Below are 25,358 nucleotides of genomic sequence, written 5' to 3'. Positions count from 1 at the left end.
CCTACGGGGGAGGCCCCCACAGACCACTGTGGGAGGATCTACGGCACTCATCGGTACAACGTCGCACCCACAAGGAGCGTGCCCATGTCGTCGAATCCGGTCGCCGAGACCGTCGCCTCGCTGATGCCGAGGGCGAGGGCGGAGCTCACCGAGCTGGTGGCCTTCAAGTCGGTGGCGGATTTCGACCAGTTCCCCAGGAGCGAGAGCGAGGGCGCCGCCCGCTGGGTCGCCGACGCGCTGCGCGACGAGGGCTTCGAGGACGTGGCCCTGCTCGACACCCCGGACGGCACCCAGTCGGTGTACGGCTACCTGCCCGGCCCCGCCGGCGCCCGGACGGTCCTGCTCTACGCGCACTACGACGTGCAGCCGCCGCTGGACGAGACCGCCTGGACCACCCCGCCGTTCGAGCTGACCGAGCGCGACGGCCGCTGGTACGGGCGCGGGGCCGCCGACTGCAAGGGCGGCGTCATCATGCACCTGCTCGCGCTGCGCGCGCTGAAGGCGAACGGCGGCGTGCCCGTGCACGTCAAGGTCATCGCCGAGGGCTCGGAGGAGCAGGGCACGGGCGGTCTGGAGCGGTACGCCGAGGAGCACCCCGACCTGCTGGAGGCCGACACCATCGTCATCGGCGACGCGGGCAACTTCCGGGTCGGACTGCCGACGGTCACCTCCACCCTGCGCGGCATGACCCTCGTCCGGGTGCAGATCGACACGCTCCAGGGCAACCTGCACTCCGGCCAGTTCGGCGGCGCCGCCCCCGACGCGCTCAGCGCGCTGATCCGCGTACTGGACTCGCTGCGCGCGGAGGACGGCTCGACGACCGTCGACGGGCTCGCCCCCGAAACGCGGTGGGAGGGGCTTCAGTACGAAGAGGAGCAGTTCCGCAAGGACGCCAAGGTCCTGGACGGCGTGCGGCTGATCGGGGACGGCACGGTCGCCGACCGGATCTGGGCGCGCCCGGCCGTCACGGTCCTCGGCATCGACTGCCCGCCGGTCGTCGGCGCCACCCCGTCCGTGCAGGCGGGCGCCCGTGCGCTGGTCAGCCTGCGGGTGCCGCCGGGCGTGGACGCCGCCGAGGCGACCAAGCTGCTCCAGGCCCACCTGGAGACGAACACGCCCTGGGGCGCCCGCGTGCGGACCGAGCAGATAGGCCAGGGCCAGGCGTTCAGCGCGGACACGACCAGCCCGGCGTACGCGGCGATGGCCGAGGCGATGGCGGTCGCGTACCCGGGCCAGGAGATGCAGTACGCCGGCCAGGGCGGCTCCATCCCCCTGTGCAACACCCTCGCCGCCCTCTACCCGCGCGCGGAGATCCTCCTCATCGGCCTGAGCGAGCCGGAGGCGCAGATCCACGCCGTGAACGAGAGCGTGTCCCCCGAGGAACTGGAACGACTCTCGGTGGCGGAGGCCCTGTTCCTGCGCAACTACGCGGCGAGCTGAGCCAACCCTTCGGAAAACGGCGGACGGATACCCGGCCCCGCCCTGAGGATGGGATCATGTCCCGCCCCGCGCGCCTCGCCGCCCACAGTGACCTCGCCACGTCCCTCGCCCTGCTCAGCGACCACGAGCTCGCCGAACTGGTGGAGTCCGGCGTGCCCGTCGGCATCGGGATCGGGGGACGGGTCCTGCATGTCGAAGTGGACGAGCGGCGCGTCTTCGTCAAGCGCGTGCCGCTGACGGACACCGAGCTGCTCCCACAGCACGCGCGGTCCACGGCGAACATCTTCGGCCTGCCGTCCGCCGGCCACTACGGCATCGGCAAGGGGCCGGGCTTCGGGGCCTGGCAGGAACTCGCCACGCACACGATGACGACCGACTGGGTCCTCACCGGCGCCTTTGCGGGCTTCCCGCTGACTCACCACTGGCGGGTCCTGCCCGTCGAGCCCCAGCCGCTGCCCGATGAACTGGCCGACGTGGACCGGACCGTCGCCTACTGGGGCGGCAGCCCGCAGGTGCGCGAACGCATCGAGGCCCTGCGGACGGCCAGCGCGAGCCTGACCCTGTTCCTGGAGTACATCCCGTACACCCTCCACGACTGGCTCGACGCGCGGATCCGCACCGAGGACGCCGACGCCGCCTGCGCGCTGGTGGAGCGGGGCCTGACGGAAGCCGTCGACTTCCTCCACGAGCGTCGACTCGTCCACTTCGACGCCCACTTCAAGAACATCCTCACCGACGGCCGCCGGCTCTACTTCGCGGACTACGGCCTCGCGCTGTCCTCCCGCTTCCGCCTCACTCCCCAGGAGCACGCGTTCTTCGACCGGCACCGCGACTATGACCGCGCCTACGCCACCTCGTACTTCGTGAACTGGCTCGTGACAGCGGTCCACGGGCACGCCCGTGACGAGCGCGAGGCGTTCGTGCGCGCGTGCGCCGACGGAGCGCGCCCCGAGGGGATGCCGCGGACGGCCGCCCGGATCGTCACCCGGCACGCCCCCCTCACCGCCGTGATCAACGACTTCTTCCGGCGACTGGACCGGGAAGGAAGGCTCACGCCCTATCCGTACGAGGAGATCCGGGGCGCGCTCTACGACAGCGGCGCCGCGCTCTCCGCGTAGTGACAGGCGACCGGGTTGCCGCCGCCCCGGTCGAGCAGCTCGGGTTCCTTCTCCACGCAGGCGGTGCGTTCGCCCTCGGTGAGCGCCCCCGCGAACTTGGGGCAGCGGGTGCGGAACCGGCAGCCGGAGGGCGGGTCGATCGGCGACGGCACGTCACCGGTCAGGCGGATGCGCTCGGGCCGCACCGCGTCCAGATCGGTCTCGGGGACGGCGGACAGCAACGCGCGCGTGTAGGGATGCTGCGGCCGTGCGTACAGCGCCTCCCGGTCGGCCACCTCGACGATCCGGCCGAGGTACATCACCGCCACGCGCTCGGAGAAGTGCCGGACGACGGCGAGGTCGTGGGCGATGAACAGGAAGGCGATGCCGAACTCCCGTTGCAGGTCCTGGAGGAGGTTGACCACCTGGGCCTGAATGGAGACGTCCAGCGCCGACACCGGTTCGTCGGCCACGATGAGCTTGGGCCGCAGGGCGAGCGCGCGGGCGATGCCGATGCGCTGCCGCTGGCCGCCGGAGAACTCGTTCGGATAGCGGTTGTAGTGCTCGGGGTTGAGACCCACCGTTTCGAGGAGTTCCTGCGCCCGCTTCTTGAGACCCTGCGGCGGCTCGATGCCGTTGAGCCGCATCGGCGTCTCGATGATGGTGCCGACCGTGTGCCGGGGGTTCAGCGAGGAGTACGGGTCCTGGAAGATCATCTGGAGGTTGCGGCGCGTCTCCCGGAGCTTCGCCGCCGGCTGGTGGGTGATGTCCTGGCCGTCGAACACGATGGAACCGGCCGTGGGTTCCAGCAGCCGGGTCACCAGGCGGCCCGTGGTCGACTTGCCGCAGCCGGACTCGCCGACCAGGCCCAGCGCCTGGCCGGCGCCGACCGAGAAGTCGATGCCGTCGACGGCGCGTACGGCCCCGATCTGCCGCTGGAAGACGATGCCGTGCCGGATGGGGAAGTGCTTGTGCAGCCCCCTGACGTCGAGCAGCGGCCCACCGGCGGGCGGGGTCTGTGCTTCCTCTTCGGTGCTCACGCCTTGCTCCTGTTCCCGCTCTCGCCGCGGATCTCCTGCTTCGCCCGTGGGGTGAGGTGGCACGCGGCGATGTGCGCGGCGCTGCCGGCGACCGTCCGCAGTTCGGGCCGCTCGGTCGTGCAACGCCCCTCCCCCACCCAGCCCTTGTGGGCGCAGCGCGGATGGAAGGCACAGCCGCCGGGAAGGTTGATCAGGCTCGGCGGGGTGCCGGGGACCGGGTTCAGCCGCTGGGTCACGTCGCCGCCGATGTGCGGCATCGACTGCAACAGGCCCCAGGTGTAGGGGTGTTCGGGCTGCTTGAGTACGTCGCGCACGGTGCCGTACTCGATGCGGCGCCCGCCGTACATCACCAGGATGTCGTCGGCGACGTCGGCGACCACGCCGAGGTCGTGCGTAATGATGATCACGGCGGAGCCGAACTCCTCCTGGAGGTCGCGGATCAGGTCCAGGATCTGCGCCTGCACGGTGACGTCGAGCGCGGTCGTGGGCTCGTCCGCGACGAGCAGCGCGGGGTCGCAGACCAGTGACATGGCGATCATGGCGCGCTGCCGCATACCGCCGGAGAACTGGTGCGGGTAGTCCTTCACCCGCCGCTCCGGCTGCGGGATGCCGACCCGTTTCAGCATCTCCACGGCACGCTCCCGGGCCTCCTTCTTGGAGACCTTGTGGTGCACGCGGTAGGCCTCGGCGATCTGGGCGCCGACGGTGAAGAAGGGGTGCAGCGCGGACAGCGGGTCCTGGAAGATCATGGAGACGGTGGTGCCGCGCAGCGCGCGCATCTCGCGCTCGGGCAGGCCTACGAGTTCCCGGCCCTCCAGCCAGATCTCGCCGGAGACCTCGGCGCGCGTGCCCTTGTGCAGCCCGAGCAGGGCGAGCGAGGTCACCGACTTGCCGGAGCCGGACTCGCCGACGATGCCGAGGGTGCGGCCCTTCTCCAGGGTGAAGGAGACGCCGTCGACGGACTTGACGACACCGTCCTCGCTGGGGAAGTGCACCCGCAGGTCCCGTACGTCGAGGAAGGCGGTGGACGTGGTCGTGACGTCCGTGGGCTGCGGGGAGGTGTGCAGGGTCACTGGCTTGTCCTTGTGACGACAGAGGGATCGGGTGCCTCAGGCAAGGCGGACACGGGGGTCGACAAGGCCGTACACCACGTCGACGACCACGTTGGCGAGCACGACGAACGTGGCGGCGAAGAGCGTGGTGCCGAGGATGACCGGCAGGTCGGAGTTCTGCACCGAGTCCACCGCGAGCTTGCCGATGCCGTTGATGCCGAACACCGATTCGGTGATGACGGCGGAGCCGCCGATGAGCGAGCCGACGTCCATGCCGAAGATGGTGATGATCGGGGTGATCCCGGCCCGCAGCCCGTGCTTGAGGACGACCTTTGCGGCCGGCAGTCCCTTGGCCCGGGCGGTGCGCATGTAGTCCTCGGCGAAGACGTCCAGCATCGAGGAGCGGGTGAGCCGGGTGTACAGCGCGAGGTAGACGAAGACCAGCGTGGTCCACGGCAGGACCAGCCCCTGGAACCAGGCGGTCGGGTCCTGGGTGAAGGGTGTGTAGCCGGCCGCGGGCAGGATCTGCCACTTGTCGACGAACAGGAACAGCAGCAGCAGTCCGATGAAGTAGATCTGCACGGAGACGCCGACCAGCGCGAGACCGACCGCCGCCTTGTCGGCGGCCCGGCCCCTGCGGACCGCGGCCACCGTGCCGAGGCCGACGCCCAGGACGAGGAAGACCACCGCGGCACCGAGGCCGAGCGACAGGTCGGCCGGGAAGTCCTGGAGCAGCGTGGTGAGGACCGGAGTGTCGGTCTGGAAGGAGATCCCGAGGCAGGGCGCGCCGCAGTGCACGCGCAGGCTCTGGTCGCCGTAGTCGCGGCCGAGGAAGAGCCCCTTGAAGAACTCCCAGAACTGCGTGACGAGGCTCTGGTCCAGGCCCAGCGAGTGCCTGATCTCCTCCAGCCGGGAGGGCGAACAGGTCTTTCCGCAGGCCAGGAGTGCGGGGTCGGAGGGCAGCGCGTAGAAGATGACGAAGGTGATCACGGTGATCACCAGCAGGATCGCGGCCGCTGCCAGCAGGCGTCGGATGAGATAACGGAGCATGTCGTCCCGGGACCTGACGTGAGGGGGAGGCCCTCGCCGACGGCGTACCGCCGGCGAGGGGGTCGGACGGAGGGTGCGTCAGTGGGTGACGTAGGCGTGCACCAGGCTCGGCTCGGCGAGGATGGGGTCCGGGATGATGCCGCCGACCTTGGAGCCGCCCAGTTCGCTGAAGTTCATGTACATCAGCGGGACCACGGAGGCGTCCTTCATGATCTGCTCGTCCAGGTTTCCGTAGGCCGTGTTGGCCCGGACGAGGCTCGCCATCTTGCTGATCTTGTCGATCTGCGCGTTGACCTTCGGGTCGTTCAGGTACGACTGGTCCTGGTTGGCCTGCGGCAGCTTCGCGATCTGCCGGCCGTCGAACAGGATGGGCAGCACGGTGGAGGCGTTGGGCCAGTCCGCGATCCAGTCCATCCAGGTCAGGTCGTACTGGTTCTTCACGTTGTCCACGGTGCTGAAGTAGTTCGCCTTGTCGATCGGGGTGATGTTGACGGTGACGCCGATCTTGCCCAGCGACGTCTTCACCGCGTCGGCGAAGTGCTCCTGCGTGGTTTGGTTCTCCACCGCCAGCGACATGGTCGGCTTGGGGTTGCCGGCCTGCTTCATCAGCGCCTTGGCCTTGGTGAGGTCACCGGCCGGGTTCGCGCTGTAGAGGTTGAACTTCTTGTAGCCGTCGATGCCGGGGCTCAGCATCGTGCTCGCGTAGTCGCCGTACGCCGAACCGCCGAAGGCGCCGCGCACGGTGGTCTTGTCGATCGCGTACTCGATCGCCTGACGGACCCGGATGTCCTTGACCCGGCGCGTGTTGATCGCCATGTAGTTGATGCCCGGGGCCGGGATCTTGTAGAAGCGCGACTTGAGCGACGAGTCGTTCGCGATCGTCGTCAGGTCGGAACCCGCTATCGGCCACTGCATGATCGAGGTCTGGGCGATGCCGGCGTCGGCCTTGATCTGCTGGTCGATGGCGGCCTGGTCCTGCCCGAACTTCACGTCCATCTCGTCGACGTTCTGCTGCCGGATCGGGTCGGTCGACTTGACCCAGTGCGGGTTCTTGACGAGGACGAGTTCCTTGTTCTTGGTGTACGACTTGAACATGTAGGGCCCGTCGGACCAGACGTGCGTGTCGTACGTGGAGCCGGTGTCGTGCGCCTTGGGCACCGCCGACCACACGGGCATGGCGGCGGCTTGGTCGAAGTCGGCGACCGGCTGGTCCAGATGGAAGCTGATCGTGTACTTGTCCGGCGTCTGGATCGAGGCGAGTTGCTGCCCCTTGTAGGGGCCCTTGTACGTGGAGCCGCCGGTCAGCCACTGACTGGCGTACGGCGGGCCGCCGTTGATGTCCGGGGAGAAGGTCCGCTCGACGCCGTACTTGACGTCCTGCGCGGTCACCTCGGTGCCGTCCTGCCACTTGACCCCGTGGCGCAGGTGGAAGGTCCACACGGTGGCGCCCTTGCTGGGCGTACCGGTGTCGGTGGCCAGGTCGCCGACCAGCTTCGGCGAAGAGCCCGTCTCGTCCCATCCGGTGAGGGTGCGCACGAACTCCTCGTCCATGCTCGACCCCTCGGTCGTGTACACGCGCTGGGGGTCGAGGTGGTCGTAGTCCGCCTGGTTGAGGACCGTCAGCGTGCCCCCCTTCGTCGGGGCGCCGCTGTTGGTGGTGCTGGAGGAACCCCCGCATGCGGTGGCCCCCAGGGCGATCGCCACGGCGGTAGCCGTCAGGGCGAGCGTGCGCGTTCTGCGCGTCATGGACAAACTCTCCGTTCTGGTACTGGTTCGGCTGCGGCGGTCCGTCACGGGACCGTGCGCGCCGGGTGCTCAGGGCAACGCGTCAGCTGCGGCCTGCGCGGGGATCGAGGGCGTCGCGGACTCCGTCTCCGAGGAGGTTGAGTGCCAGGACGAGGAAGAGGAGCAGGACACCGGGAACGAACAGGTACATCGGGTCCTGGAGGAAGAACTGGGAGGCGTCCGACAGCAGGGATCCCCAGTCCGGGTTGGGCGGGATGACGCCCACGCCCAGGTACGACAGGGCCGCCTCGGTGGTGATGTTCTGCGGGACGGCGAGCGCGAAGGAGATCAGGACCGGCGCCCAGAGGTTGGGCAGCAGCTGGCGGAAGAGGATGTGCCGGCGGCCGGCGCTCATGATCCGCGCGGCGTCGACGAACTCCCGCTCCCGCAGGGACAGCACCTGCCCGCGCACCAGGCGGGCGGTGTAGGCCCAGGCGAACATCGCGATGTTCAGGACCAGGACCAGCAGCCGGAGGTTCTCGTCGGTGCCGCCGTGGATGTTGGTCTGCAGCGCGTTCTGGATGACCGGGGTGAGCGCGATGATGAACAGCAGCTGTGGGAACGCCAGCATCACGTCCATGGCCCGCGACAGCACGGAGTCGACCCAGCCGCCGGAATAACCCGCCGCGAGACCGGCCACCACACCGACGACGGTGGACAGCACGGCCGACGCGAAGCCGACGAAGAGCGAGGTGCGCAGACCGTAGACGATCCGGGCGAAGAGGTCGTAACCGGTGCCCGGCTCGACACCCAGCAGGTGGGTGAGGCTGATGCCGCCCAGGGAGCCATGGGGGAAGTTGCCCGTGTCCGGGTCGATCGCCTTTCCGTCCGGGGTGATCGGACCCCAGCCGGTGAACGCGGTGAGCACCGGGGCCACCAGCGCGATCAGGATGAACAGGACGGTGACCACGAACGCGACCAGGGTCACCTTGTCCCGCCGGATGCGTTTCCACGCCATGCGGGCCGGTGAACGCCCGGCGATGGCGGGGAGGCCGGCCACGGAGGCCGACGGCGGTGCGCCGGCCGCGGGCGGGGTGCCGGTGGCGATCGGGACCGGCTCGTGTTGCGTGGTCATCGTTCGGACGTCCCGGATATGGGCTGGGGCTGTCGCGGAGTTTCCGCGGTCGCCGAAGTGGAGGGACTCGTCATGCGCATGTGCCCCTGGGTGAAGAGCGTGGGCGGCGGCTGTTTGTCGTCGCCGCGAGACAGAGCGGACTTTCGCAACGTGTCGAGAGTCCGGTCAAGACGGATATGCCGCAGAAAAGGGATTGTTTGCGCTCGTTGCCAAGAGTTGACGAGCACGCGGCGTCCAGTTAGCTCTCACATGGAGGTATTGCTACGCAGTCGCGGGACCCGCTTGACGTCGGTTTGCCAGGACATCACCGTCCGGTGCTTGACGAAATCCCCGCCGATGTCGAACAACGGCGGGGATCTCACCACAGGTCACAGCCCAGGTCACCGCACAGGTCAGCCGACCGGGATCCCGGCCTCCAGATACAGCGCGGCGCCGCGTTCCCGCGCCCGCAGGGCCCACCGCAGCCGTTCGTAGCGCACGGGAGGCAGCAGGTCGGCGGCCTCCTCCTCGGTGGCGAAGCGCCAGTCGCGCAGCTCGGGCCCGGGCAGCAGGAGGCGTCCGGCCTCGGCGGAGTCGAGCCGGCCGCCGTCGAAGAGCAGGCGCAGACCGCCGTAGCCGGGCGGGGCGGGCGGTTCCCAGTCGACGACCAGGAGGCGGGGGACGTCGTCGAGGCGGATGCCGGTCTCCTCGGTGACCTCGCGCATACCGGCGCGGGCGGGCGCCTCGCCGGGTTCCACCACGCCGCCGGGGAACTCCCAGCCGGCCTTGTAGGTGGGGTCGACGAGCAGCACCCGGTCCCGCTCGTCGAAGAGGAGGACGCCGGCGGCGAGGGTCTCGGCGGTCGGCTCGGGGGTCTGCACGATGTCGCTGACGGGGGCCGCGCCACTGTTGACGGCCTCGGCGATGCGGGCGGCGGCCTGGTACGGGGTGAGGGCGCCGGTGTCGATCGGGTGGGCGTCTGCGGTGAGCCAGGAGGCGAGGGCGGCGCGGTACGGCTCGATGTGGTCGTAGGACCACTGTCGTATCCGTATCTCGCCGTCGGGGAGGTCCGGCGGAACCTCACGCCTCGCTATTCGCTCACGCAGGATCGTTTCCGCCGGGGCGAGCAGGACGTGCCGGACAGTGATCCGGCGCGCGGCGAGGCCGCCGAAGATCTCGTCGCGGTAGTCCTGGCGCAGCAGGGTCATGGGGACCACCAGGGTCCCGCCCAGCTCGGCGAGCATCGCGGCCGCCGTGTCGATCACGAGCCGTCGCCAGATCGGCAGGTCCTGGAAGTCGCCGACCTCGGCGAGGTGTTTGGGCGGGAGCAGGTGCGTGAGCGCTCCGCCGATGACCTCGGGGTCGAAGAGCGTGCTGTTCGGGATCAGCTCGATCAGTTCCCGTGCGGTGGTGGTCTTCCCCGCACCGAACGCGCCGTTGATCCAAACGATCACGTTTCCCCCTCTGCTGCTGGCCCCCTGAGGCTTGCCCGCTCCACCCTGCCACGGAAACCAGCCGCAGTTGAGGGCGCACATGCGAGGCGCCGGCGCCCCTTTCGCGAGGGGCACCGGCGCCATGGTTCTGTTGTGCCGTATGTCGTCAGCCGTTCTGCCCGAGGGCGTCGTCGTCGACGGCCAGACTCTCGCTGGCGACGGTGTGCTCGAGGGCGCTGAGGGTCTTGTCGACGTCGAGATCACCCGGTTCGTCGCCGGTGGCGTGGGACGGGGTGATCGCCGCGACGACGAAGCCGGTGGCGAGGGAGGCGATGGCGAGCATGCTGCGCTTCTTCATGCCGGATTCAACTGACGAACCCGCGCGGGGGTCACGCCCGGGATCGGGACGACGGCACAACCCTCGCGGCACGCCCGACGACCGGACCCACTACGCCCGACGCCGTGGAGCGGGGACCAGTGGGCGCCCGCCGCACCAGATCGTCAGCCACTCGGAGTGGCCGAAGCGGGTCACGCCCGGCGCTGAGGCGACCGAGACAACGGTGCAACCCTCGGGGCACGCCCGACGGCGGAGCCTCGCACCTCCGACGCCGTGGAGCGCGGCCTGATACGCACCCGCTGCACCAGGTCGTCGGCCGCCTCCGGCCACTCGGGGTGGATGAAGACGAAGCCCGCTTCGAGCAGGCGGCCGGGGACGACCCGGCGGCTCTTCAGCAGGAGTTCGGTGTCCGAGCGCAGCGCGAACGCGCCGATCTCCGCCATCCAGCGCGTCGCGGGCAGGCCCACCGGAACACCCCAGGCGGAGCGCAGCGCGCGCATGAACGCGCGCTGCGGCAGGGGGGCGGGGGCCGCGAGGTTCACCGGGCCGGCGAGGTCCTCCCGGTCGATGAGGAACTCGACCGCGCGGACGAAGTCATGGTCGTGAATCCAGGACACGTACTGGCTGCCGCCCGCGACCGGGCCACCGAGTCCGAACCGCGCCAGCCACGACAGGACGTCCAGGACGCCGCCGCGATCGGGGCTCATCACCATGGCCGAGCGCAGGGCGACCTTGCGGGTGTGTGGGGTTACGGCCTGCTCCTGGGCGCACTCCCAGTTCCTCGCGATCTCGACGCTGTAGCCCCAGTAGCCGGGGACGCCGGATTCATCACCGCCGATCGTGCCCGTCGCCTCGTCGTTGGGCGCGTCGAAGCGGTGGGCGTAGACGGTGGCGGTGCTCATCTGCAACCAGACGCGTGGCGGCCGGGCGGCGGCCACGATCGCCTCCCCCACCACCTCGGTGGAGCGCACCCGCGAATCCATCATGGCTTTCAGGTTGGCCGCGGTGTAGCGGCAGCTGACGCTGCGGCCCGCCAGGTTGATCACGACGTCGCTGCCGTCGATCTCCGCGGCCCACGGCCCCGCCGTCTCGCCGTCCCAGCCGACTTCGCGGTCGCGCTCCGGCCGCCTGGTCAGGACCACGACCTCGTGCCCCGCGGCGGTCAGCTCGCGGTTCAGGATCGTGCCCACCTGCCCGGTTCCCCCGGGAATCACGATCTTCATGGGGCTCCCCCTCTCGTGTGGGGCAAGCCTAGCGCAATTATTTGAACATGTTCAAAACCGCTCCGCGTCAGGGCCACGCCAAGGCAGCGTCATGAACGAAAGAGCTCGACCGGCCCCCCGCGGGGCGGTCGAGCTCTTCGAGTGACGCAAGCTGGTGACGCAAGCGAGTGACGCCGGTAAAAGCGTTCCTGCCGAGGCCCGTCAGACCCCGGCCGCGGCCGGATCCTCCCGCTTGGCGAGCGCCGCCGCCGCCGCTCCCACCAGCCCGGCGTCCGTGCCCATCTGCGCGGGCGTCACGGTCAGCCGCTGGACGAAGGACAGGGTCGCGTAGTCGCTCAGGGCCTTGCGCAACGGCGTGAACAGCACCTCGCCCGCCTTGCCCACTCCCCCGCCGATGACGGCGACGTCGATCTCGACCAGGGTCGCGGTGGCCGCGATGCCGGCGGCCAGCGCCTGGGCGGCCCGCTCGAAGGAGGCCACGGCGACCGGGTCGCCGGCCCGGGCCGCGGCGGCCACCGCGGCGGCGGAGGCGTCGCCGTCGGGGCCCGGCCGCCAGCCGTTCTCGACCGCCCGGCGGGCGATGTTCGGGCCGCTCGCGATGCGCTCCACGCAGCCGCGCGAGCCGCACGGGCACGGATCACCGTCGAGGTCGACGCTGATGTGGCCGATGTGGCCCGCGTTTCCGGTCGGGCCGGGGTGCAGCCGGCCGTTCAGGACCAGGCCGCCGCCGACGCCGGTCGAGACCACCATGCACAGGGCGTTGTCGTGGCCGCGGGCCGCGCCCTGCCAGTGCTCGGCGGCCGTGATCGCGACGCCGTCTCCGATCAGCTCGACGGGCAGATCGCTCGCCGCCGCCCGGACCCGCTGGACGAGGGGGTAGTCACGCCAGCCGGGCACGTTCACCGGACTCACCGTGCCCTTCGTGGCGTCCACCGGGCCGGCACTGCCGATACCCAGGGCCGTGGCGCGCCCCCACAGGGGTGAGGCGGTCAGCTCGGCGAGCACCTCCTCGACGGCCCGCATCACACTCTCGCCGCCCTCCCGGGCGGGCGTGGCACGCTGCGCGCGGACCTGGATCCGGCCGTGGCCGTCCACCAGCGCCCCGGCGATCTTGGTGCCGCCGATGTCGAGCGCGGCCACGAGGTCGGTGTGCATCAGTGTCGGATCTCCCCGTCAGACATGGACAACCATGAGAACAACCAATGAAGAAAATGAGGAAACAGCAGGCCGGTCTCGCGGTGGGGGCGCAGGCCGGAGTTTGCGGTGGACAGTCTCTCCCGCATCTGACAACGTTGTCCAGGCTCTATGCTCGACGCCACATCCTCATACACATCAGGGACCGCCGCATCCTCGTGGACGACAGGACAGGACACCGCACCGTGCCCGAGACCCAACACCGAGCCGACCGCCTTGCCGCACCCCGTTACGGCAATCGTCCGACCATGAAGGACGTGGCCGCCCGTGCCGGGGTCGGACTCAAGACGGTCTCCCGTGTGGTCAACGGCGAGCCAGGCGTCACCCCGGAGACGGAGCGTCGTGTCCAGGAGGCCATCGACGCCCTCGGTTTCCGTCGCAACGACAGTGCGCGAGTGCTGCGCAAGGGCCGCACCGCCAGCATCGGCCTGGTCCTGGAGGACCTCGCCGACCCGTTCTACGGCCCTCTCAGCCGCGCGGTCGAGGAGGTGGCCCGATCCCACGGCGCGCTGCTGATCAACGGCTCCAGCGCGGAGGACCCGGAGCGCGAGCGGGAGCTGGTGCTGGCCCTGTGCGCGCGGCGGGTGGACGGGCTGGTCGTCATCCCGGCCGGTGACGACCACCGGTATCTGGAGCCCGAGCTGAAGGCGGGCGTGGCGACGGTGTTCGTGGACCGTCCGGCCGGGCACATCGACGCCGATGTCGTCGTGTCGGACAACTACGGCGGCGCCCGCGACGGCGTGGCACACCTCATCGCCCACGGCCACCGGCGCATCGGCTTCATCGGCGACATGCCCCGCATCCACACCGCCGCCGAGCGGCTGCGCGGCTACCGGGCCGCCATGGAGGACGCGGGCATACCGGTGGCGGACTCCTGGATGTCGCTGGGCGTCACCGACCCCGAGCGGGTGCGCCGGGCGGCCGAGGAGATGCTCGCCGGCTCCTCCCCCGTCACCGCGATCTTCACCGGCAACAACCGGGTGACGGTCACCGTGATCCGCGTCCTCGCCGAACAGTCCCGCCCCATCGCCCTCGTCGGTTTCGACGACATCGAGCTGGCCGACCTGCTTCAGCCGGGCGTCACCGTCGTCGCCCAGGACGCGGCCGCGCTCGGCCGTACCGCCGCGGACCGCCTCTTCCGCCAGCTGGACGGCACCCTTCTCACCCCGGAGCGGATCGAACTGCCGACCCGGATGATCACGCGCGGCTCGGGCGAGCTGCCGCCGACGGACTGAGCCGCCCATGGAGAACCTGACGAACCACCTCGGAGAGACGGACGGGCCCTGGCCCGACCGCACACTCGAGGCGCTCGGCCTGGCCGAGGCGCCGCGCAACCATCCGCTGCTCTACCCGGGAGCCTGGCCGAAGGAGTCCGGGCTGCTAGACGGGGACCGTCTCCTCCCCCTCGACCGGCTCGTGCACGAGGACCGCACCCCTGTCCTCGCCGTCGGCTCCAACGCCAGCCCGGCCCAACTGCGGCACAAGATGGCCGAGTCCGGGATCACCTCTCCCATCCCGATGGTGAAGGCCCGGGTCACCGGCATCGGTGTGGGCGTGTCCGGGCACGTCAGCCGGATGGGATATGTCTCCGCGTCCCCCTTCGAAGCGCCGGGGTCCGTACGGGAGTTGTTCGTCGTCTGGCTCGACGCCGAGCAGCTCGCGGTGGTCGACGCGAGCGAGGGTGTGCCGCTGCCGAACGGCAACTACGGCCGTGCCTGGCTGCCCGCGCCCGAGGTGCGGGTGGAGGTGGGCCCCGCGGTGACGCTGCCCGGCGTGCACCTGTACGTCAACCGGCACGGCGTCCTGCACAACGGCGCCCCCGACGTCCCGCGCACGCACCCCGGCCAGCGGGCGCTGCTCAGCGAACTCCTCGTGGGTTCGGCGCGGTTGAGGGAGCTGTTCGGGGTCACGCCCGAGGAGTTCTGCGCCCGGGCGCGGGCCGACCGGCGGCTGTGCGAGCGGGGCACCCGGCTGCTCAAGGAGGAGAAGCGGGTGACGGCTTCCGGCCTGGAGCGGTACGTGCGGGTTCAGCAGACCGGGAGTCCGGGGACCGGTGCGTCGTTGTCGCCGCCCCGGACGTAGACGTCGCTGACATAGACGTTCGTGTTGCCGCTGTCGTCGTCCGTCTTCGCCCACCAGACGTTGGTCCACTCGCCGTAGGTCTCGCGGCGGCCCAGATTCTGCTGGCAGTAGAAGTAGTTGGTGCCCGCGTTGAGGACGCCGACCTCTGTGCCGGAGGCGGTGTAGGACTTGGCGGTGCGCCAGACCTGGCAGTTGTACTTGCCTGCGCCTATGGACTCGCAGGAGGGGGCCGGCGTGGTCTCTCCCGCGCCGCCGCCACCGCCACCGCCCGGCGTACCGCCGTCATCGGAACCGCCGGAGGTGCCCCCGTCGGTGCCGCCGCCGGTACCGCCGACCGAGGAGTTGGCCGGGGCGGATGAGGACGCCTCGCCGGTGGGCCTCGGCTCGGTCTTCCGGCTCGGGGAGGAGGTCGCGGAGGGCGCCTTCTCGTCGCCCTGCTCGGTGGGCTTGAGGTCCTCCGAACGGTCGGCGTCGGTACGGTCCGACGCGGACGCGGAGGCGGAGGCGGAGGTCGTGGGCGACGAGGGGCGCCCGTCGGCCTCGGCCTCACCCGAGTCGTTCAGCAGGGCGACGGTGCCCCCGGCCGCCCCGAGTACGACGGTGACGGCCACTGCGGCGAGCAGGGCGCGGCCCTTGCGGCGGGAGGGGCGGCCGGAGGCGCCGCCCTGGTCGTGGTGGGCTTGGACGTGCGCGGTGGTCGGGGCGGAGGCCCCGAATCCCTGCGGGGGCGAGGCGGGTTGCCCGGGCTGTCCCGTGCTCCGCGGCTGCGCAGTCTGCTCCGCCTGCCCGGTACCCCCGGACTGTCCGGGCTGCCCCGTGCCCACGGCATGCCCCGGCCGCCCGGTTCCCCCGATGCTCCGCGTCTGCGCGGCCTGCTCCGCCTGCCCAGTACCCCCGGGCTGCCCCGTCCCCCCGATGCCCCGTATCTGCACGGCCTGCTCCGCCTGCCCAGTATCCCCGGGCTGCCCCATCCCCCCGGGTCCGGGCCGGCCCGTGCCCCCGATGCCCCGCGTCTCCGCGGCCTGCTCCGCCCGCCCAGTACCCCCGGCATGCCCCGGCTGCCCGGCCTCCCCGGTCCCCGCGGCCTCCCCGGTGTGCCCGACCTGCCCGGTAGCCCCGAACCCGTGTGACCCCGGGCCCCCGCGCTCGGGAGTGCCTTGGCCCGGGGCATGGGAACCAGGTGCTACCGACGCACCCTCCCCCGGAACATGGAGCCCAGGTGCCGCCGACGCACCCTGGCCGGCACCGTCGAACCCCTCCGCCTCCGGCGTGCCCTGTCCCGGAGTCCCGAGCCCCTGCCCCGCCGGCTCGGGTGGCCCGAAGCCAAGCGGTGCCGTCGGTCCGCGCAGTGTCGTCGTCGGTGTGTCCGTACCGGCCGTGTCCGCGACCGCTTGGAGCAGCTCGCGGGCGTCCTCCGCCTCCGGGCGGGCCTCGGGTCGCTTGTCGAGCAGTCGGCGCAGGACGGGGGCGAGGTGTCCGGCGTGGTGGGGCTCGGGCAGCGGCTCGGTGACGATCGCGGTGAGTGTGGAGAAGGTCGACGTACGGCGGAAGGGCGCGGAGCCCTCGACGGCCGCGTACAGCGTGGCGCCCAGGGCCCAGATGTCGGAGGCCGGGCCCGGGTCGGCGCCCTGGGCGCGCTCGGGCGCCAAGTAGTCCAGGGAGCCGACGAGTTCGCCGCTGCGGGTGAGGTGGGTGGCCGAGCCGTCGCCCGGGTCCTCCATGGTCGCGATGCCGAAGTCGGTCAGTACGACCCGCCCCGACCGTTCGAGCAGGATGTTGCCCGGCTTCACGTCCCGGTGCAGGACACCGGCGGCGTGCGCGGCGGCCAGGGCGTCCATCACCTTGGCGCCGACTCCGGCCGCCTCGCGCGGGTCGAGGGTGCGCTCGCGCAGGATGTCGTCCAGGGAGGGGCCGTCCACCAGTTCCATGACGATCAGCGGACGTCCGTCGACCTCGGCCACGTCGTGCACGGCCACGACACCGGGATGGCGCACGCGGGCCGCCGCACGCGCCTCCCGCTGCATCCGCAGCCTCAGGCCGTCGAGTTCGGGCCCGTCGGCATCGTTGTAGGTGCGCAGTTCCTTGACGGCGACCTCACGCCCGAGCACCTCGTCGACGGCCCGCCAGACCACGCCCATGCCGCCGCGCCCGAGCTGTGCCACCACGCGATAGCGCCCGGCCAGTAACCGCCCGGCCCCCTCGGCCGGCCCCTGCTCCCCCTGTCCGTACTCCCCCGAAGACACCGCAGCCCCGTTCCTGTGACCCGTCATTGCGTGCCGTACAGACTACGGGGCAGGTGTGACAACGCCAGCCGGTGGTGACGGCTGTGACAGGCCCGCTACGTGGCGGAGACGGTCAGATCGCCGCGCCGGGGCGCCGCGAAGCTCTCCAAGTCGGCGCGGGTCAGTCCGGTGAGGCGGGCGACCTCGGCGATGTCGAGGGCGCCGCAGTCCAGACCGCGCAGCAGGTAGCCGCTGAGGGCCTTGGCGGTGGCGGGTTCGTCCATGACGTCGCCGCCGGTCCGGTTGGCGTAGCGGGCGAGGCGGCCGGCGGCCTGTTCGAAGCCCTCGCGGTAGAAGGCGAAGACGGCCGCGTAGCGGGTGGGGATGTGCCCGGGGTGCATGTCCCAGCCCTGGTAGTAGGCGCGGGCCAGGGCGCGGCGGGTGAGGCCGTAGTGCAGCCGCCAGGCGTCGTGGACCTTCGCGGTCGGGCCGACCGGCAGGACGTTGGTGGAGCCGTCCGACACGCGTACACCGGTGCCTGCCGCCGCCACCTGCATGATCGCCTTGGCGTGGTCGGCGGCGGGGTGGTCGCTGGCCTGGTGGGCGGCGGAGACGCCGAGGCAGGCGCTGTAGTCGAAGGTGCCGTAGTGGAGTCCCGTGGCGCGCCCCTCGGCCGCCTGGATCATGCGGGCGACCGTCGCGGTGCCGTCGGTGGCGAGGATGGACTGGCTGGTCTCGATCTGGATCTCGAAGCCGACGCGGCCCGGCTCGAGACCGTGCGCCTTCTCGAAGGCCTCCAGGAGCCGCACCATGGCGGTGACCTGCTCGGCGTAGGTCACCTTCGGGAGCGTCAGGACCAGTCCCTCGGGCAGGCCGCCGGCGTCCATCAGGCCGGTCAGGAAGATGTCGAGGGTGCGGATGCCGCGGTCGCGGACGGCCGCCTCCATGCACTTCATACGGATGCCCATGTACGGGGCCGCCGTGCCGTTCTCGTACGCCTCGGCGATCAGCCGGGCCGCGCGGGCCGCCGCCTCGTCCTCCTCGGCGTCCGGGCGGGGGCCGTAGCCGTCCTCGAAGTCGACGCGCAGATCCTCGATCGGCTCGCGCTCCAGCTTGGCGCGCACGCGGTCGTGGACAAGCTGGGCCAGCTCGTCGGAGAGGCCGAGGACAGCGGCGAACGAGGCGGCGTCCGGGGCGTGTTCGTCGAGCGCGGCCAGGGCCCTGTCGCCCCAGGAGCGGACGGTGTCGGCGGCGAAGGCGTCGCCGGCGACGTAGACGGTGTGGACGGGCTGGCGGGTGCCGGGGTCTCCGGGGTAGCGGCGCTCCAGCTCGGCGTCGACCGGCGCGAGCGAGGCACTGATCTCCTCGCTGACGGCGCCCGCGAGGCTCGTCGCCACCTGTTCCTGCCGGCTCTGACCCATCCCGCACCCTCCTGTTTTCCACTCTACGGAATCAACAATCCGTAGAACGAAGCTATCCGTCGGCCTTCCTGATGGTCAACACCGTCTTTTGTCCGATCCACTCCCGCATCTCGGCATGTTCACGTCCATATGGCACGGTTCAACCACGCACTCCTCACACACCCGCACAGCGCAGCCCTCACGACTCGCCCGAAGCCGCCACAGAAGGAGCCCCTGTGCCGAAACCCAGCCGAGTCACGCGCCGCACAGGCTTCAAGGCCGCGTTAGCCGCCACGATCGCCGTGCCCCTGTCCAGTACAGCACTCTCGCCCGCCCCCGCCTCGGCGTACGAGCCCCGCAACGGCCACCTCCAGGTCATGTCGTTCAACCTCCGCTTCGCGAGCACCACCGGCCCCCACAGCTGGGCCGTGCGCAGACCCGTGATGCGCGAACTGCTGCGCCGCGAGCGCCTCCACCTCATCGGTACCCAGGAAGGCCTCTACCAGCAGCTGCGCGACATCGAGAGCGACCTCGGACCGCACTACGACTGGATCGGCACCGGGCGCGCGGGCGGCAGCCGGGACGAGTTCATGGCGATCTTCTACGACACCCGCCGACTGGCCCCGCAGGAGTACGACCACTTCTGGCTCTCCGACACCCCGAACGTGATCGGGTCCAACAGCTGGGGCGGCGGCTCCATCCGGATGGTGACCTGGGTGCGCTTTCGCGCTCTGGCCGACGGCGACCGGGAGTTCTACTTCCTGAACACCCACCTCGACAACGCCAGCCAGGACGCACGCGCGCGTGCCGCAGCCCTGACCGCCCAGCGGATCGCCGGACTGGACCGCTCGCTCCCGCTCGTCGTGACCGGCGACTTCAATGTCGCCGCCCACAAAAACCCCGTCTACGACGCGATGCTGGGCGCGGGCCTGGTCGACACCTGGGAGACCGCGGCCGAGCGAAGCACGCCGTACGCGACCTTCCACGGCTACCAGCCGCTGATCCCCGACGGTGACCGCATCGACTGGATCCTCGCCACGCCCGGTGTCACGGCGCACCGGGCCTCGATCAACACCTTCGCCCTGTACGGCCAGTTCCCTAGTGACCACCTGCCCGTGCAGGCGTCCTTGACCCTGGGATGAGCCGAGGCCCCCGTGACTGCCGTGCGGCGGTCACGAGGGCCTCGTACGCCCGGAGCGGGATCAGCCCTTGCGGGTGTTGATCTCCTCGGTGAGCTGGGGGACGACGTCGAAGAGGTCGCCGACCACGCCGTAGTCGACCAGGTCGAAGATCGGGGCCTCGGCGTCCTTGTTGACCGCGACGATCGTCTTCGAGGTCTGCATGCCGGCCCGGTGCTGGATCGCGCCCGAGATGCCGGAGGCGATGTACAGCTGCGGGGACACGGACTTGCCGGTCTGGCCGACCTGGTTGGTGTGCGGGTACCAGCCGGCGTCCACCGCGGCACGCGAGGCTCCGACGGCCGCGCCGAGGGAGTCGGCGAGGGCCTCGATGATCGCGAAGTTCTCCGCGCCGTTGACGCCTCGGCCGCCGGAGACCACGATCGCGGCCTCGGTCAGCTCCGGACGACCGGTCGACTCACGCGGCGTGCGCGCGGTGATCTTCGTGCCGGTCGCCTGAGCCGAGAAGGACACCTCCAGCGCCTCGACCGCACCGGCGGCCGGGGCGGCCTCCACGGCGGCGGAGTTGGGCTTGACGGTGATGACCGGCGTGCCCTTGGCGATGCGGGACTTGGTGGTGAAGGCGGCGGCGAACACCGACTGGGTGGCCACCGGGCCCTCCTCGCCGGCTTCCAGGTCGACGGCGTCGGTGATGATGCCGGAGCCGAGGCGCAGCGCGAGGCGGGCGGCGATCTCCTTGCCCTCTGCGGAGGACGGCACCAGCACCGCGGCCGGGGACACGGCGGCGACGGCGGCCTGGAGCGCGTCCACCTTCGGCACGACCAGGTAGTCGGTGTACTCGGCGGCCTCGTGGGTCAGGACGCGGGTCGCGCCGTGCTCGGCGAGAGCGGCGGCGGTGTCGGCGGCACCCGCACCGAGGGCGACGGCGACCGGCTCGCCGACGCGACGAGCGAGCGTCAACAGCTCCAAGGTGGGCTTGCGGACGGCACCGTCCACGTGATCGACGTAGACGAGAACTTCAGCCATGGGATTGCTCTCCTGCTTGCGAAAGTGTGAGGGGGCGGTCGGCGAACTGCGGGCCTCAGATGAACTTCTGGCTCGCGAGGAACTCGGCGAGCTGCTTGCCGCCCTCGCCCTCGTCCTTGACGATCGTGCCGGCGGTGCGGGCCGGGCGCTCGGTCGCGGACTCCACGACCGTGTAGGCGCCGTCCAGGCCGACCTCCTCGGCCTCCAGGTCCAGGTCCGACAGGTCCCAGGCCTGAACCGGCTTCTTCTTGGCCGCCATGATGCCCTTGAAGGACGGGTACCGCGCCTCGCCCGACTGGTCGGTGACCGACACGACGGCCGGGAGGGAGGCCTCCAGCTGCTCGGAGGCGGCATCGCCGTCGCGGCGGCCGGTGACCGTGCCGTCCTCGACCGCGACCTCGGACAGGAGGGTCACCTGCGGCACGCCCAGGCGCTCGGCCACCAGCGCCGGTACGACACCCATGGTGCCGTCGGTGGAGGCCATGCCGGAGATCACCAGGTCGTAGCCGGCCTTCTCGATGGCCTTGGCCAGGACCAGGGAGGTGCCGATCGCGTCAGTGCCGTGCAGATCGTCGTCCTCGACGTGGATGGCCTTGTCCGCGCCCATGGACAGCGCCTTGCGCAGCGCGTCCTTGGCATCCTCCGGGCCCACCGTCAGGACGGTGATCTCCACGTCGTCGTCGGAGTTCTCCGAGATCTGCAGCGCCTGCTCGACCGCGTACTCGTCCAGCTCGGAGAGCAGACCGTCCACGTCGTCCCGGTCGACGGTCAGGTCATCGGCGAAGTGCCGGTCGCCAGTGGCGTCGGGCACGTACTTCACAGTGACAACGATCCTCAAGCTCACGCCGGCTCTCCTACTGCATCGATATTTTCTCGGCTGCCTGCTTGCAGGCAGCATAGGTGCCCCAAGCGGCCGATCCCGGTCGGGGCGACCTGCGCTCCGACCGAAATATTACTCGTCAGTACGCCCATTACGTTCCCGCAGTACGTTCCCGCTAAGCAAGCGCTTTGAACTGTGACGTTTGCAACGCAGCGTAACCGGAACTCGACGGCTTCGCAGAAGAGCGGGGCGCCGATCAGTCGCGCAGACCGTGGAACCGCCCCTGGTGGTACAGCAGGGGACGTCCGGGACCCGTGGTGTCGCCGAGCACGATCTCGGCCAGCACGATGCGGTGGTCGCCGGCCGGGACACGCCCGACCACCCGGCACACCAGCCACGCCGGCACGCCGTCGAGGACCGGTACCCCCTCGGGGCCCTCGCGCCAGGCGGTCCCCTCGCCGAAGCGGTCGGCGCCGCTGCGGGCGAAGGTGGCGGCCAGCTCCTCCTGGTGCTCCCCGAGTATGTGGACGCCGACATGGTCGGCCCGGGACACCGCCGGCCAACTGGACGCGCCGGTACCGATCCCGAAGGAGAGCAGCGGGGGTTCGGCGGAGACCGAGGTGAGGGAGGTGGCGGTGAAACCGACAGGGCCGGCGTCGCCGCCGGCGGTGATCACGGCGACTCCCGCCGCGTGCCGCCGGAAGACGGAGCGCAGGAGGTCGGGAGAGGCGAGCCGAGGGGTGCCGAGGCCGGGCGTGGCCGTCATGGAACTGTCCTTCTGCGAGGAGTGGCGTGGAGGGCCGTGGCTGCTCAACAGCCCGGACAGCGCGCGCTCGCGGTGCGGGCCAGATCGACGTGGACCCGCCCGAAGAGAAGAAGTTCCGAAGGCATACGGCCAGGCTGACGATGCATGGTGCACACAGTCAAGTACGTCCCGGAATATGGGAGATGCCTCACCACGCGCATGACGGGCGTCACACCGCCTCACCCAGCGCGGCGATCACGTCGGCCTTGCGCGGCTGCCCGGTGGCCCGCCGTACGATCCGGCCGTCGGCGTCCAGGACCAGCACGGTCGGGGTCTTGAGGATGTCCAGCCGGCGGACGAGGTCGAGGTGGTCCTCGGCGTCGATCTCGACATGGGTCACGCCCGGGACCAGCCCGGCCACTTCGCCGAGGACCCGGCGGGTCGCCCGGCAGGGGGCACAGAAGGCGCTGGAGAACTGGACGAGCGTGGCGCGTTCGCCGAGTTGCCCGCCCAACTCGGCCGCACCGAGCCGCTTTCCGTCGTCGCGCACGCGCACCCGTACCCTCCCGCTCCGCCGCCGATGCAGCACTCCGTAGGCGCTCGCCAGCGCGAGCACCGCCACACACACCACGAGTCCGGTCATCTTGCGTACAAGCATTCACGAGACTGCAAAGATTCCCTGCTCCCGGAAGTCTGTCCGCTACGGAATGCTTGATTCCCATGGACATCGATGTGAGGGGGCCGCGCTTCGGGGCGGCCGTGACGACCGTCGTCCTGGCGGTCGTGCTGGTGACGGGGAGCGCCTGGCTGCTGGCCTGGCAGACGCTGGCGTTCGCCCTGGGGGCGGCGGGCGGGGTGGGCCGGTCGCCGTACGGCTGGCTGTTCCGCACGGCGGTACGTCCCCGGATCGGGCCGCCGGCCGAGTTCGAGGCGCCCGAACCGCCCCGGTTCGCGCAGGCGGTGGGGCTCGTCTTCGCGGGTGTCGGCCTGGTCGGCTACACGCTGGGGCCGGACTGGCTGGGGCTGGCGGCGACCGGGGCCGCGCTGGCGGCCGCTTTTCTCAACGCCGCGTTCGGGTACTGCCTGGGCTGCGAGATGTACCTGCTGGTGCGTCGGGCGACGGTACGCGCGGAGTAAAGGCGGTTTAAAAGCCCGAGGTCCATCACTCGGACGGAAGTGACGAGAATCTCGCGGTAGACGGGCACTAATACTGGCTCCCCGTCCGTTCTTGGGGCACCATCTGCGAGATGCCGTAAACCTACGGCTGCGTAACTTTCCGCCTGGAGTTCCCTTCCCAGGCAGAGAAGGAAGGGCCTGCACCGTCCATGGCTGAGCTTGTCTACCGTCCCGTCGTTGGTCTCGCCCAAGCGTTGTTCAAGGCGTGGGACCTCAAGATCGACTGCAAGGGTTCGGAGAACATCCCGCGCTCGGGCGGTGCCGTGCTGGTGAGCAATCACATCAGCTACCTGGACTTCGTCTTCGACGGGCTCGTGGCACTCCCGCAGAAGCGTCTGGTGCGGTTCATGGCGAAGGAGTCCGTCTTCCGCCACAAGATCTCCGGCCCGCTGATGCGCGGGATGAAGCACATCCCGGTGGACCGCAAGCAGGGTGAGGCGGCGTACGCGCACGCCCTGGACTCGCTCCGGTCCGGTGAGATCGTGGGGGTCTTCCCGGAGGCCACGATCTCGCCGTCGTTCACCCTCAAGACCTTCAAGTCGGGTGCCGCGCGTCTGGCCCAGGAGGCGGGCGTCCCGCTGATCCCGGTGGCGCTGTGGGGGACGCAACGGCTGTGGACCAAGGGCCACCCGCGCAACTTCAAGCGCAGCCACATCCCGATCAACATCCGGGTCGGCGAGGCGCTCGAGGCCTCGCGCGACAAGTACGCGGGCGCCATCACCCGGCAGGTGCGCGAGCGCGTCCAGGAGCTCCTGGAAGCCGCGCAGCGCGCCTACCCGGTGCGCCCCAAGGACGCGAACGACACCTGGTGGATGCCGGCCCACCTCGGCGGCACCGCGCCGACGCCGGAAGAGGTCCGCGCGGCCGAGGCGCACTGACCCCCGCACCCCGCTCCCCGTGGGGCAGCCGATAGGGTCCCGGCGGTAACCGGAAGCCGGGTTTCCGGGCCCCTGTGGGGGCCGTCGGCCCGGCTGTGTCCGCCGAATGCGCTACGGGGGCGAAGAGATGCGGCGCTGGATCAAGGTGTCGGTGACGGCTGCGGCGGTGCTGGGCCTGGGCGGCTGGATCGCCCAGCCGTATGTCCACGACTGGTGGTTGATACGCGGCGCCTGCGACGGGGTGCTGCCCGACGACGCCCTGCGCGACCTCGTCCCCGCCGACTCGCACATCGTCGACACCGGGTCGGGCGGTGTGAAGGAGCTCGGGGACTACGGGTGCTCGGTCACGGTCGGGGGCGATCACAGCGCCGACTGGCGTCTGCTGAGCATGCAGGCGTACACCCAGCGCGACGACCAGGACCGGGAGTTCATGTGGGCGTTTCCGGAGAGCGGCTTCACCGCGCAGGCGCCGATGCCCGACGGTCTGCCCGGCTTCGTCGCCCGTTACGGAAACCTCGAATTCCTGCTGCCCTGCCCGGACTTGGGCAAGGACGATGCCGGACGGCAGCGCAAGATGCTGGTGCGCGCCATGATCAGCCCCAACGGCCCGTGGCGCCAACCCGCCTCCTACGAGGCGGCCGTGGCGTTCGTCAATTCCGCCTCCGAGCGCCTGGGGTGCGGCGCCGAGAAGCTGACGGCTCCGACGGGCGTCAGCCCGGCGAACCCCGAGGACGAGCCGAAGACGGTGTCGTTCGCCGCCGCCCGCGACACCGCCTGCGGCTGGCTGGCCAAGGCGGGGCTGCCGAACCCGTCGCACTGGTACCTCACGGCCGCGCTCAACGACACGGCGCCGACGGGCCGTTGCGCCGTGTCCATCGGCGATGAGCTGTCGGACGCCGGCGAGCAGGGGATGGACTTCGGCGCCTGGTTCGGCGACTGGAGCGATCGCCTCATCGCCGGCGACGACAGCGAACGCCCGTCCCTGACGGCGACCGCCCGCTGCGCCGGGGAGGCCGCCAACTTCGCGGTCAGCGCCTCCGACGACATCCCCGGCGTCGGCGTGGACAAGCAACGGGCACTGCTGAAGGCCTTCGCCGAGGAGCAGGTACGGCGACGGGACTGCTCGGACCTCCGGGTGAGCGGCTGACCGGTCCGCTCCCGGGCG

23 protein-coding genes are annotated in these 25,358 nt (G+C 70.9%); 8 read left to right on the top strand and 15 right to left on the bottom strand.

Annotated elements, in window-relative coordinates; translation table 11 throughout:
- Nucleotides 1-84 precede the first annotated feature (84 nt).
- Together AB0I77_RS23855 and AB0I77_RS23850 are read left to right on the top strand one after the other, a co-directional pair.
- Nucleotides 85-1,440, top strand: a complete 1,356-nt coding sequence (locus AB0I77_RS23855; protein WP_363284676.1) for a dipeptidase — start codon at nt 85-87, stop codon at nt 1,438-1,440.
- Nucleotides 1,441-1,496: 56 nt separating this feature from the next.
- Nucleotides 1,497-2,558 carry a protein kinase family protein gene (locus AB0I77_RS23850; RefSeq protein ID WP_363284675.1) on the top strand — a complete coding sequence of 354 codons (1,062 nt, stop codon included), beginning with the start codon at nt 1,497-1,499 and terminating at the stop codon, nt 2,556-2,558.
- Here the strand turns inward: AB0I77_RS23850 and AB0I77_RS23845 are convergent.
- From AB0I77_RS23845 to AB0I77_RS23805, 9 genes are all read right to left on the bottom strand, one after another.
- Complete coding sequence (locus tag AB0I77_RS23845) at nt 2,528-3,577, bottom strand: dipeptide ABC transporter ATP-binding protein (protein ID WP_363284674.1); 1,050 nt, start codon at nt 3,575-3,577, stop codon at nt 2,528-2,530. The two genes, AB0I77_RS23850 and AB0I77_RS23845, sit on opposite strands and share 31 nt — an antisense overlap.
- On the bottom strand, nt 3,574-4,650 hold the full coding sequence (locus AB0I77_RS23840; RefSeq protein WP_363284673.1) for an ABC transporter ATP-binding protein: 1,077 nt from the start codon (nt 4,648-4,650) through the stop codon (nt 3,574-3,576). Before AB0I77_RS23840 ends, AB0I77_RS23845 begins: the two co-directional genes overlap by 4 nt.
- A 36-nt stretch (nt 4,651-4,686) precedes the next feature.
- Nucleotides 4,687-5,679, bottom strand: a complete 993-nt coding sequence (locus AB0I77_RS23835; RefSeq protein ID WP_363284672.1) for an ABC transporter permease — start codon at nt 5,677-5,679, stop codon at nt 4,687-4,689.
- Nucleotides 5,680-5,757: 78 nt separating this feature from the next.
- Nucleotides 5,758-7,425 (bottom strand): ABC transporter substrate-binding protein, encoded by a 1,668-nt coding sequence (locus tag AB0I77_RS23830; protein ID WP_363284671.1) that lies wholly within the window; start codon nt 7,423-7,425, stop codon nt 5,758-5,760.
- Between the two features lie 82 nt (nt 7,426-7,507).
- Nucleotides 7,508-8,539: an ABC transporter permease gene (locus AB0I77_RS23825; protein WP_363284670.1), complete on the bottom strand. Its 1,032-nt coding sequence runs from the start codon at nt 8,537-8,539 to the stop codon at nt 7,508-7,510.
- A 392-nt stretch (nt 8,540-8,931) separates the two neighbouring features.
- Nucleotides 8,932-9,972: an NUDIX domain-containing protein gene (locus tag AB0I77_RS23820; RefSeq protein ID WP_363284669.1), complete on the bottom strand. Its 1,041-nt coding sequence runs from the start codon at nt 9,970-9,972 to the stop codon at nt 8,932-8,934.
- Between the two features lie 145 nt (nt 9,973-10,117).
- Entirely contained in the window at nt 10,118-10,309 is a 192-nt protein-coding gene (locus AB0I77_RS23815) for a hypothetical protein (protein WP_363284668.1), read from the bottom strand.
- A 170-nt stretch (nt 10,310-10,479) separates the two neighbouring features.
- Nucleotides 10,480-11,511: a TIGR01777 family oxidoreductase gene (locus tag AB0I77_RS23810; protein WP_363284667.1), complete on the bottom strand. Its 1,032-nt coding sequence runs from the start codon at nt 11,509-11,511 to the stop codon at nt 10,480-10,482.
- 201 nt (nt 11,512-11,712) lie between these two features.
- A complete protein-coding gene (locus AB0I77_RS23805; RefSeq protein WP_363284666.1) occupies nt 11,713-12,666 on the bottom strand; it encodes an ROK family protein in 954 nt (317 codons plus the stop codon).
- A 197-nt stretch (nt 12,667-12,863) separates the two neighbouring features.
- On the opposite strand from AB0I77_RS23805, the gene AB0I77_RS23800 reads away from it, so the two are divergent.
- Nucleotides 12,864-13,940, top strand: coding sequence for a LacI family DNA-binding transcriptional regulator (locus tag AB0I77_RS23800; protein ID WP_363284665.1), 1,077 nt, complete (start codon nt 12,864-12,866; stop codon nt 13,938-13,940).
- 7 nt (nt 13,941-13,947) lie between these two features.
- A complete protein-coding gene (locus AB0I77_RS23795; protein ID WP_363284664.1) occupies nt 13,948-14,787 on the top strand; it encodes a hypothetical protein in 840 nt (279 codons plus the stop codon).
- Here AB0I77_RS23795 and AB0I77_RS23790 read toward each other — a convergent pair.
- Both AB0I77_RS23790 and AB0I77_RS23785 read right to left on the bottom strand, forming a co-directional pair.
- Nucleotides 14,733-17,030, bottom strand: a complete 2,298-nt coding sequence (locus AB0I77_RS23790) for a protein kinase (protein ID WP_363284663.1) — start codon at nt 17,028-17,030, stop codon at nt 14,733-14,735. The genes AB0I77_RS23795 and AB0I77_RS23790 overlap by 55 nt on opposite strands.
- Before the next feature lie 95 nt (nt 17,031-17,125).
- Nucleotides 17,126-18,430, bottom strand: coding sequence for an aldolase/citrate lyase family protein (locus AB0I77_RS23785; RefSeq protein ID WP_363284662.1), 1,305 nt, complete (start codon nt 18,428-18,430; stop codon nt 17,126-17,128).
- Nucleotides 18,431-18,645: 215 nt separating this feature from the next.
- Between AB0I77_RS23785 and AB0I77_RS23780 the strand changes: the two genes are divergently transcribed.
- Nucleotides 18,646-19,551 (top strand): endonuclease/exonuclease/phosphatase family protein, encoded by a 906-nt coding sequence (locus tag AB0I77_RS23780; RefSeq protein ID WP_363284661.1) that lies wholly within the window; start codon nt 18,646-18,648, stop codon nt 19,549-19,551.
- Nucleotides 19,552-19,611: 60 nt separating this feature from the next.
- On the opposite strand, the gene AB0I77_RS23775 is transcribed toward AB0I77_RS23780, so the two are convergent.
- The 4 genes from AB0I77_RS23775 to AB0I77_RS23760 all read right to left on the bottom strand — a co-directional run bounded on the left by AB0I77_RS23775 (nt 19,612) and on the right by AB0I77_RS23760 (nt 22,782).
- Nucleotides 19,612-20,574, bottom strand: coding sequence for an electron transfer flavoprotein subunit alpha/FixB family protein (locus AB0I77_RS23775; RefSeq protein ID WP_363284660.1), 963 nt, complete (start codon nt 20,572-20,574; stop codon nt 19,612-19,614).
- A gap of 55 nt (nt 20,575-20,629) precedes the next feature.
- Nucleotides 20,630-21,418, bottom strand: coding sequence for an electron transfer flavoprotein subunit beta/FixA family protein (locus tag AB0I77_RS23770; protein ID WP_363284659.1), 789 nt, complete (start codon nt 21,416-21,418; stop codon nt 20,630-20,632).
- Nucleotides 21,419-21,650: 232 nt separating this feature from the next.
- Complete coding sequence (locus AB0I77_RS23765; protein ID WP_363284658.1) at nt 21,651-22,160, bottom strand: flavin reductase family protein; 510 nt, start codon at nt 22,158-22,160, stop codon at nt 21,651-21,653.
- 208 nt (nt 22,161-22,368) lie between these two features.
- Complete coding sequence (locus AB0I77_RS23760) at nt 22,369-22,782, bottom strand: thioredoxin family protein (protein ID WP_363284744.1); 414 nt, start codon at nt 22,780-22,782, stop codon at nt 22,369-22,371.
- Nucleotides 22,783-22,859: 77 nt separating this feature from the next.
- Here AB0I77_RS23760 and AB0I77_RS23755 point away from each other — a divergent pair, with 77 nt between their 5' ends.
- The 3 genes from AB0I77_RS23755 (at nt 22,860) to AB0I77_RS23745 (ending at nt 25,340) form a co-directional block, all read left to right on the top strand.
- Nucleotides 22,860-23,276: a DUF4395 domain-containing protein gene (locus tag AB0I77_RS23755; RefSeq protein ID WP_363284657.1), complete on the top strand. Its 417-nt coding sequence runs from the start codon at nt 22,860-22,862 to the stop codon at nt 23,274-23,276.
- Nucleotides 23,277-23,464: 188 nt separating this feature from the next.
- Nucleotides 23,465-24,193, top strand: coding sequence for a lysophospholipid acyltransferase family protein (locus AB0I77_RS23750; RefSeq protein WP_363284656.1), 729 nt, complete (start codon nt 23,465-23,467; stop codon nt 24,191-24,193).
- A gap of 127 nt (nt 24,194-24,320) precedes the next feature.
- Entirely contained in the window at nt 24,321-25,340 is a 1,020-nt protein-coding gene (locus AB0I77_RS23745; protein WP_363284655.1) for a hypothetical protein, read from the top strand.
- Nucleotides 25,341-25,358: the final 18 nt, after the last annotated feature.

This window comes from Streptomyces sp. NPDC050619 (genome assembly GCF_040654815.1).
Classification (GTDB): domain Bacteria; phylum Actinomycetota; class Actinomycetes; order Streptomycetales; family Streptomycetaceae; genus Streptomyces.
This window is presented reverse-complemented; position numbering and strand designations above follow the sequence as displayed.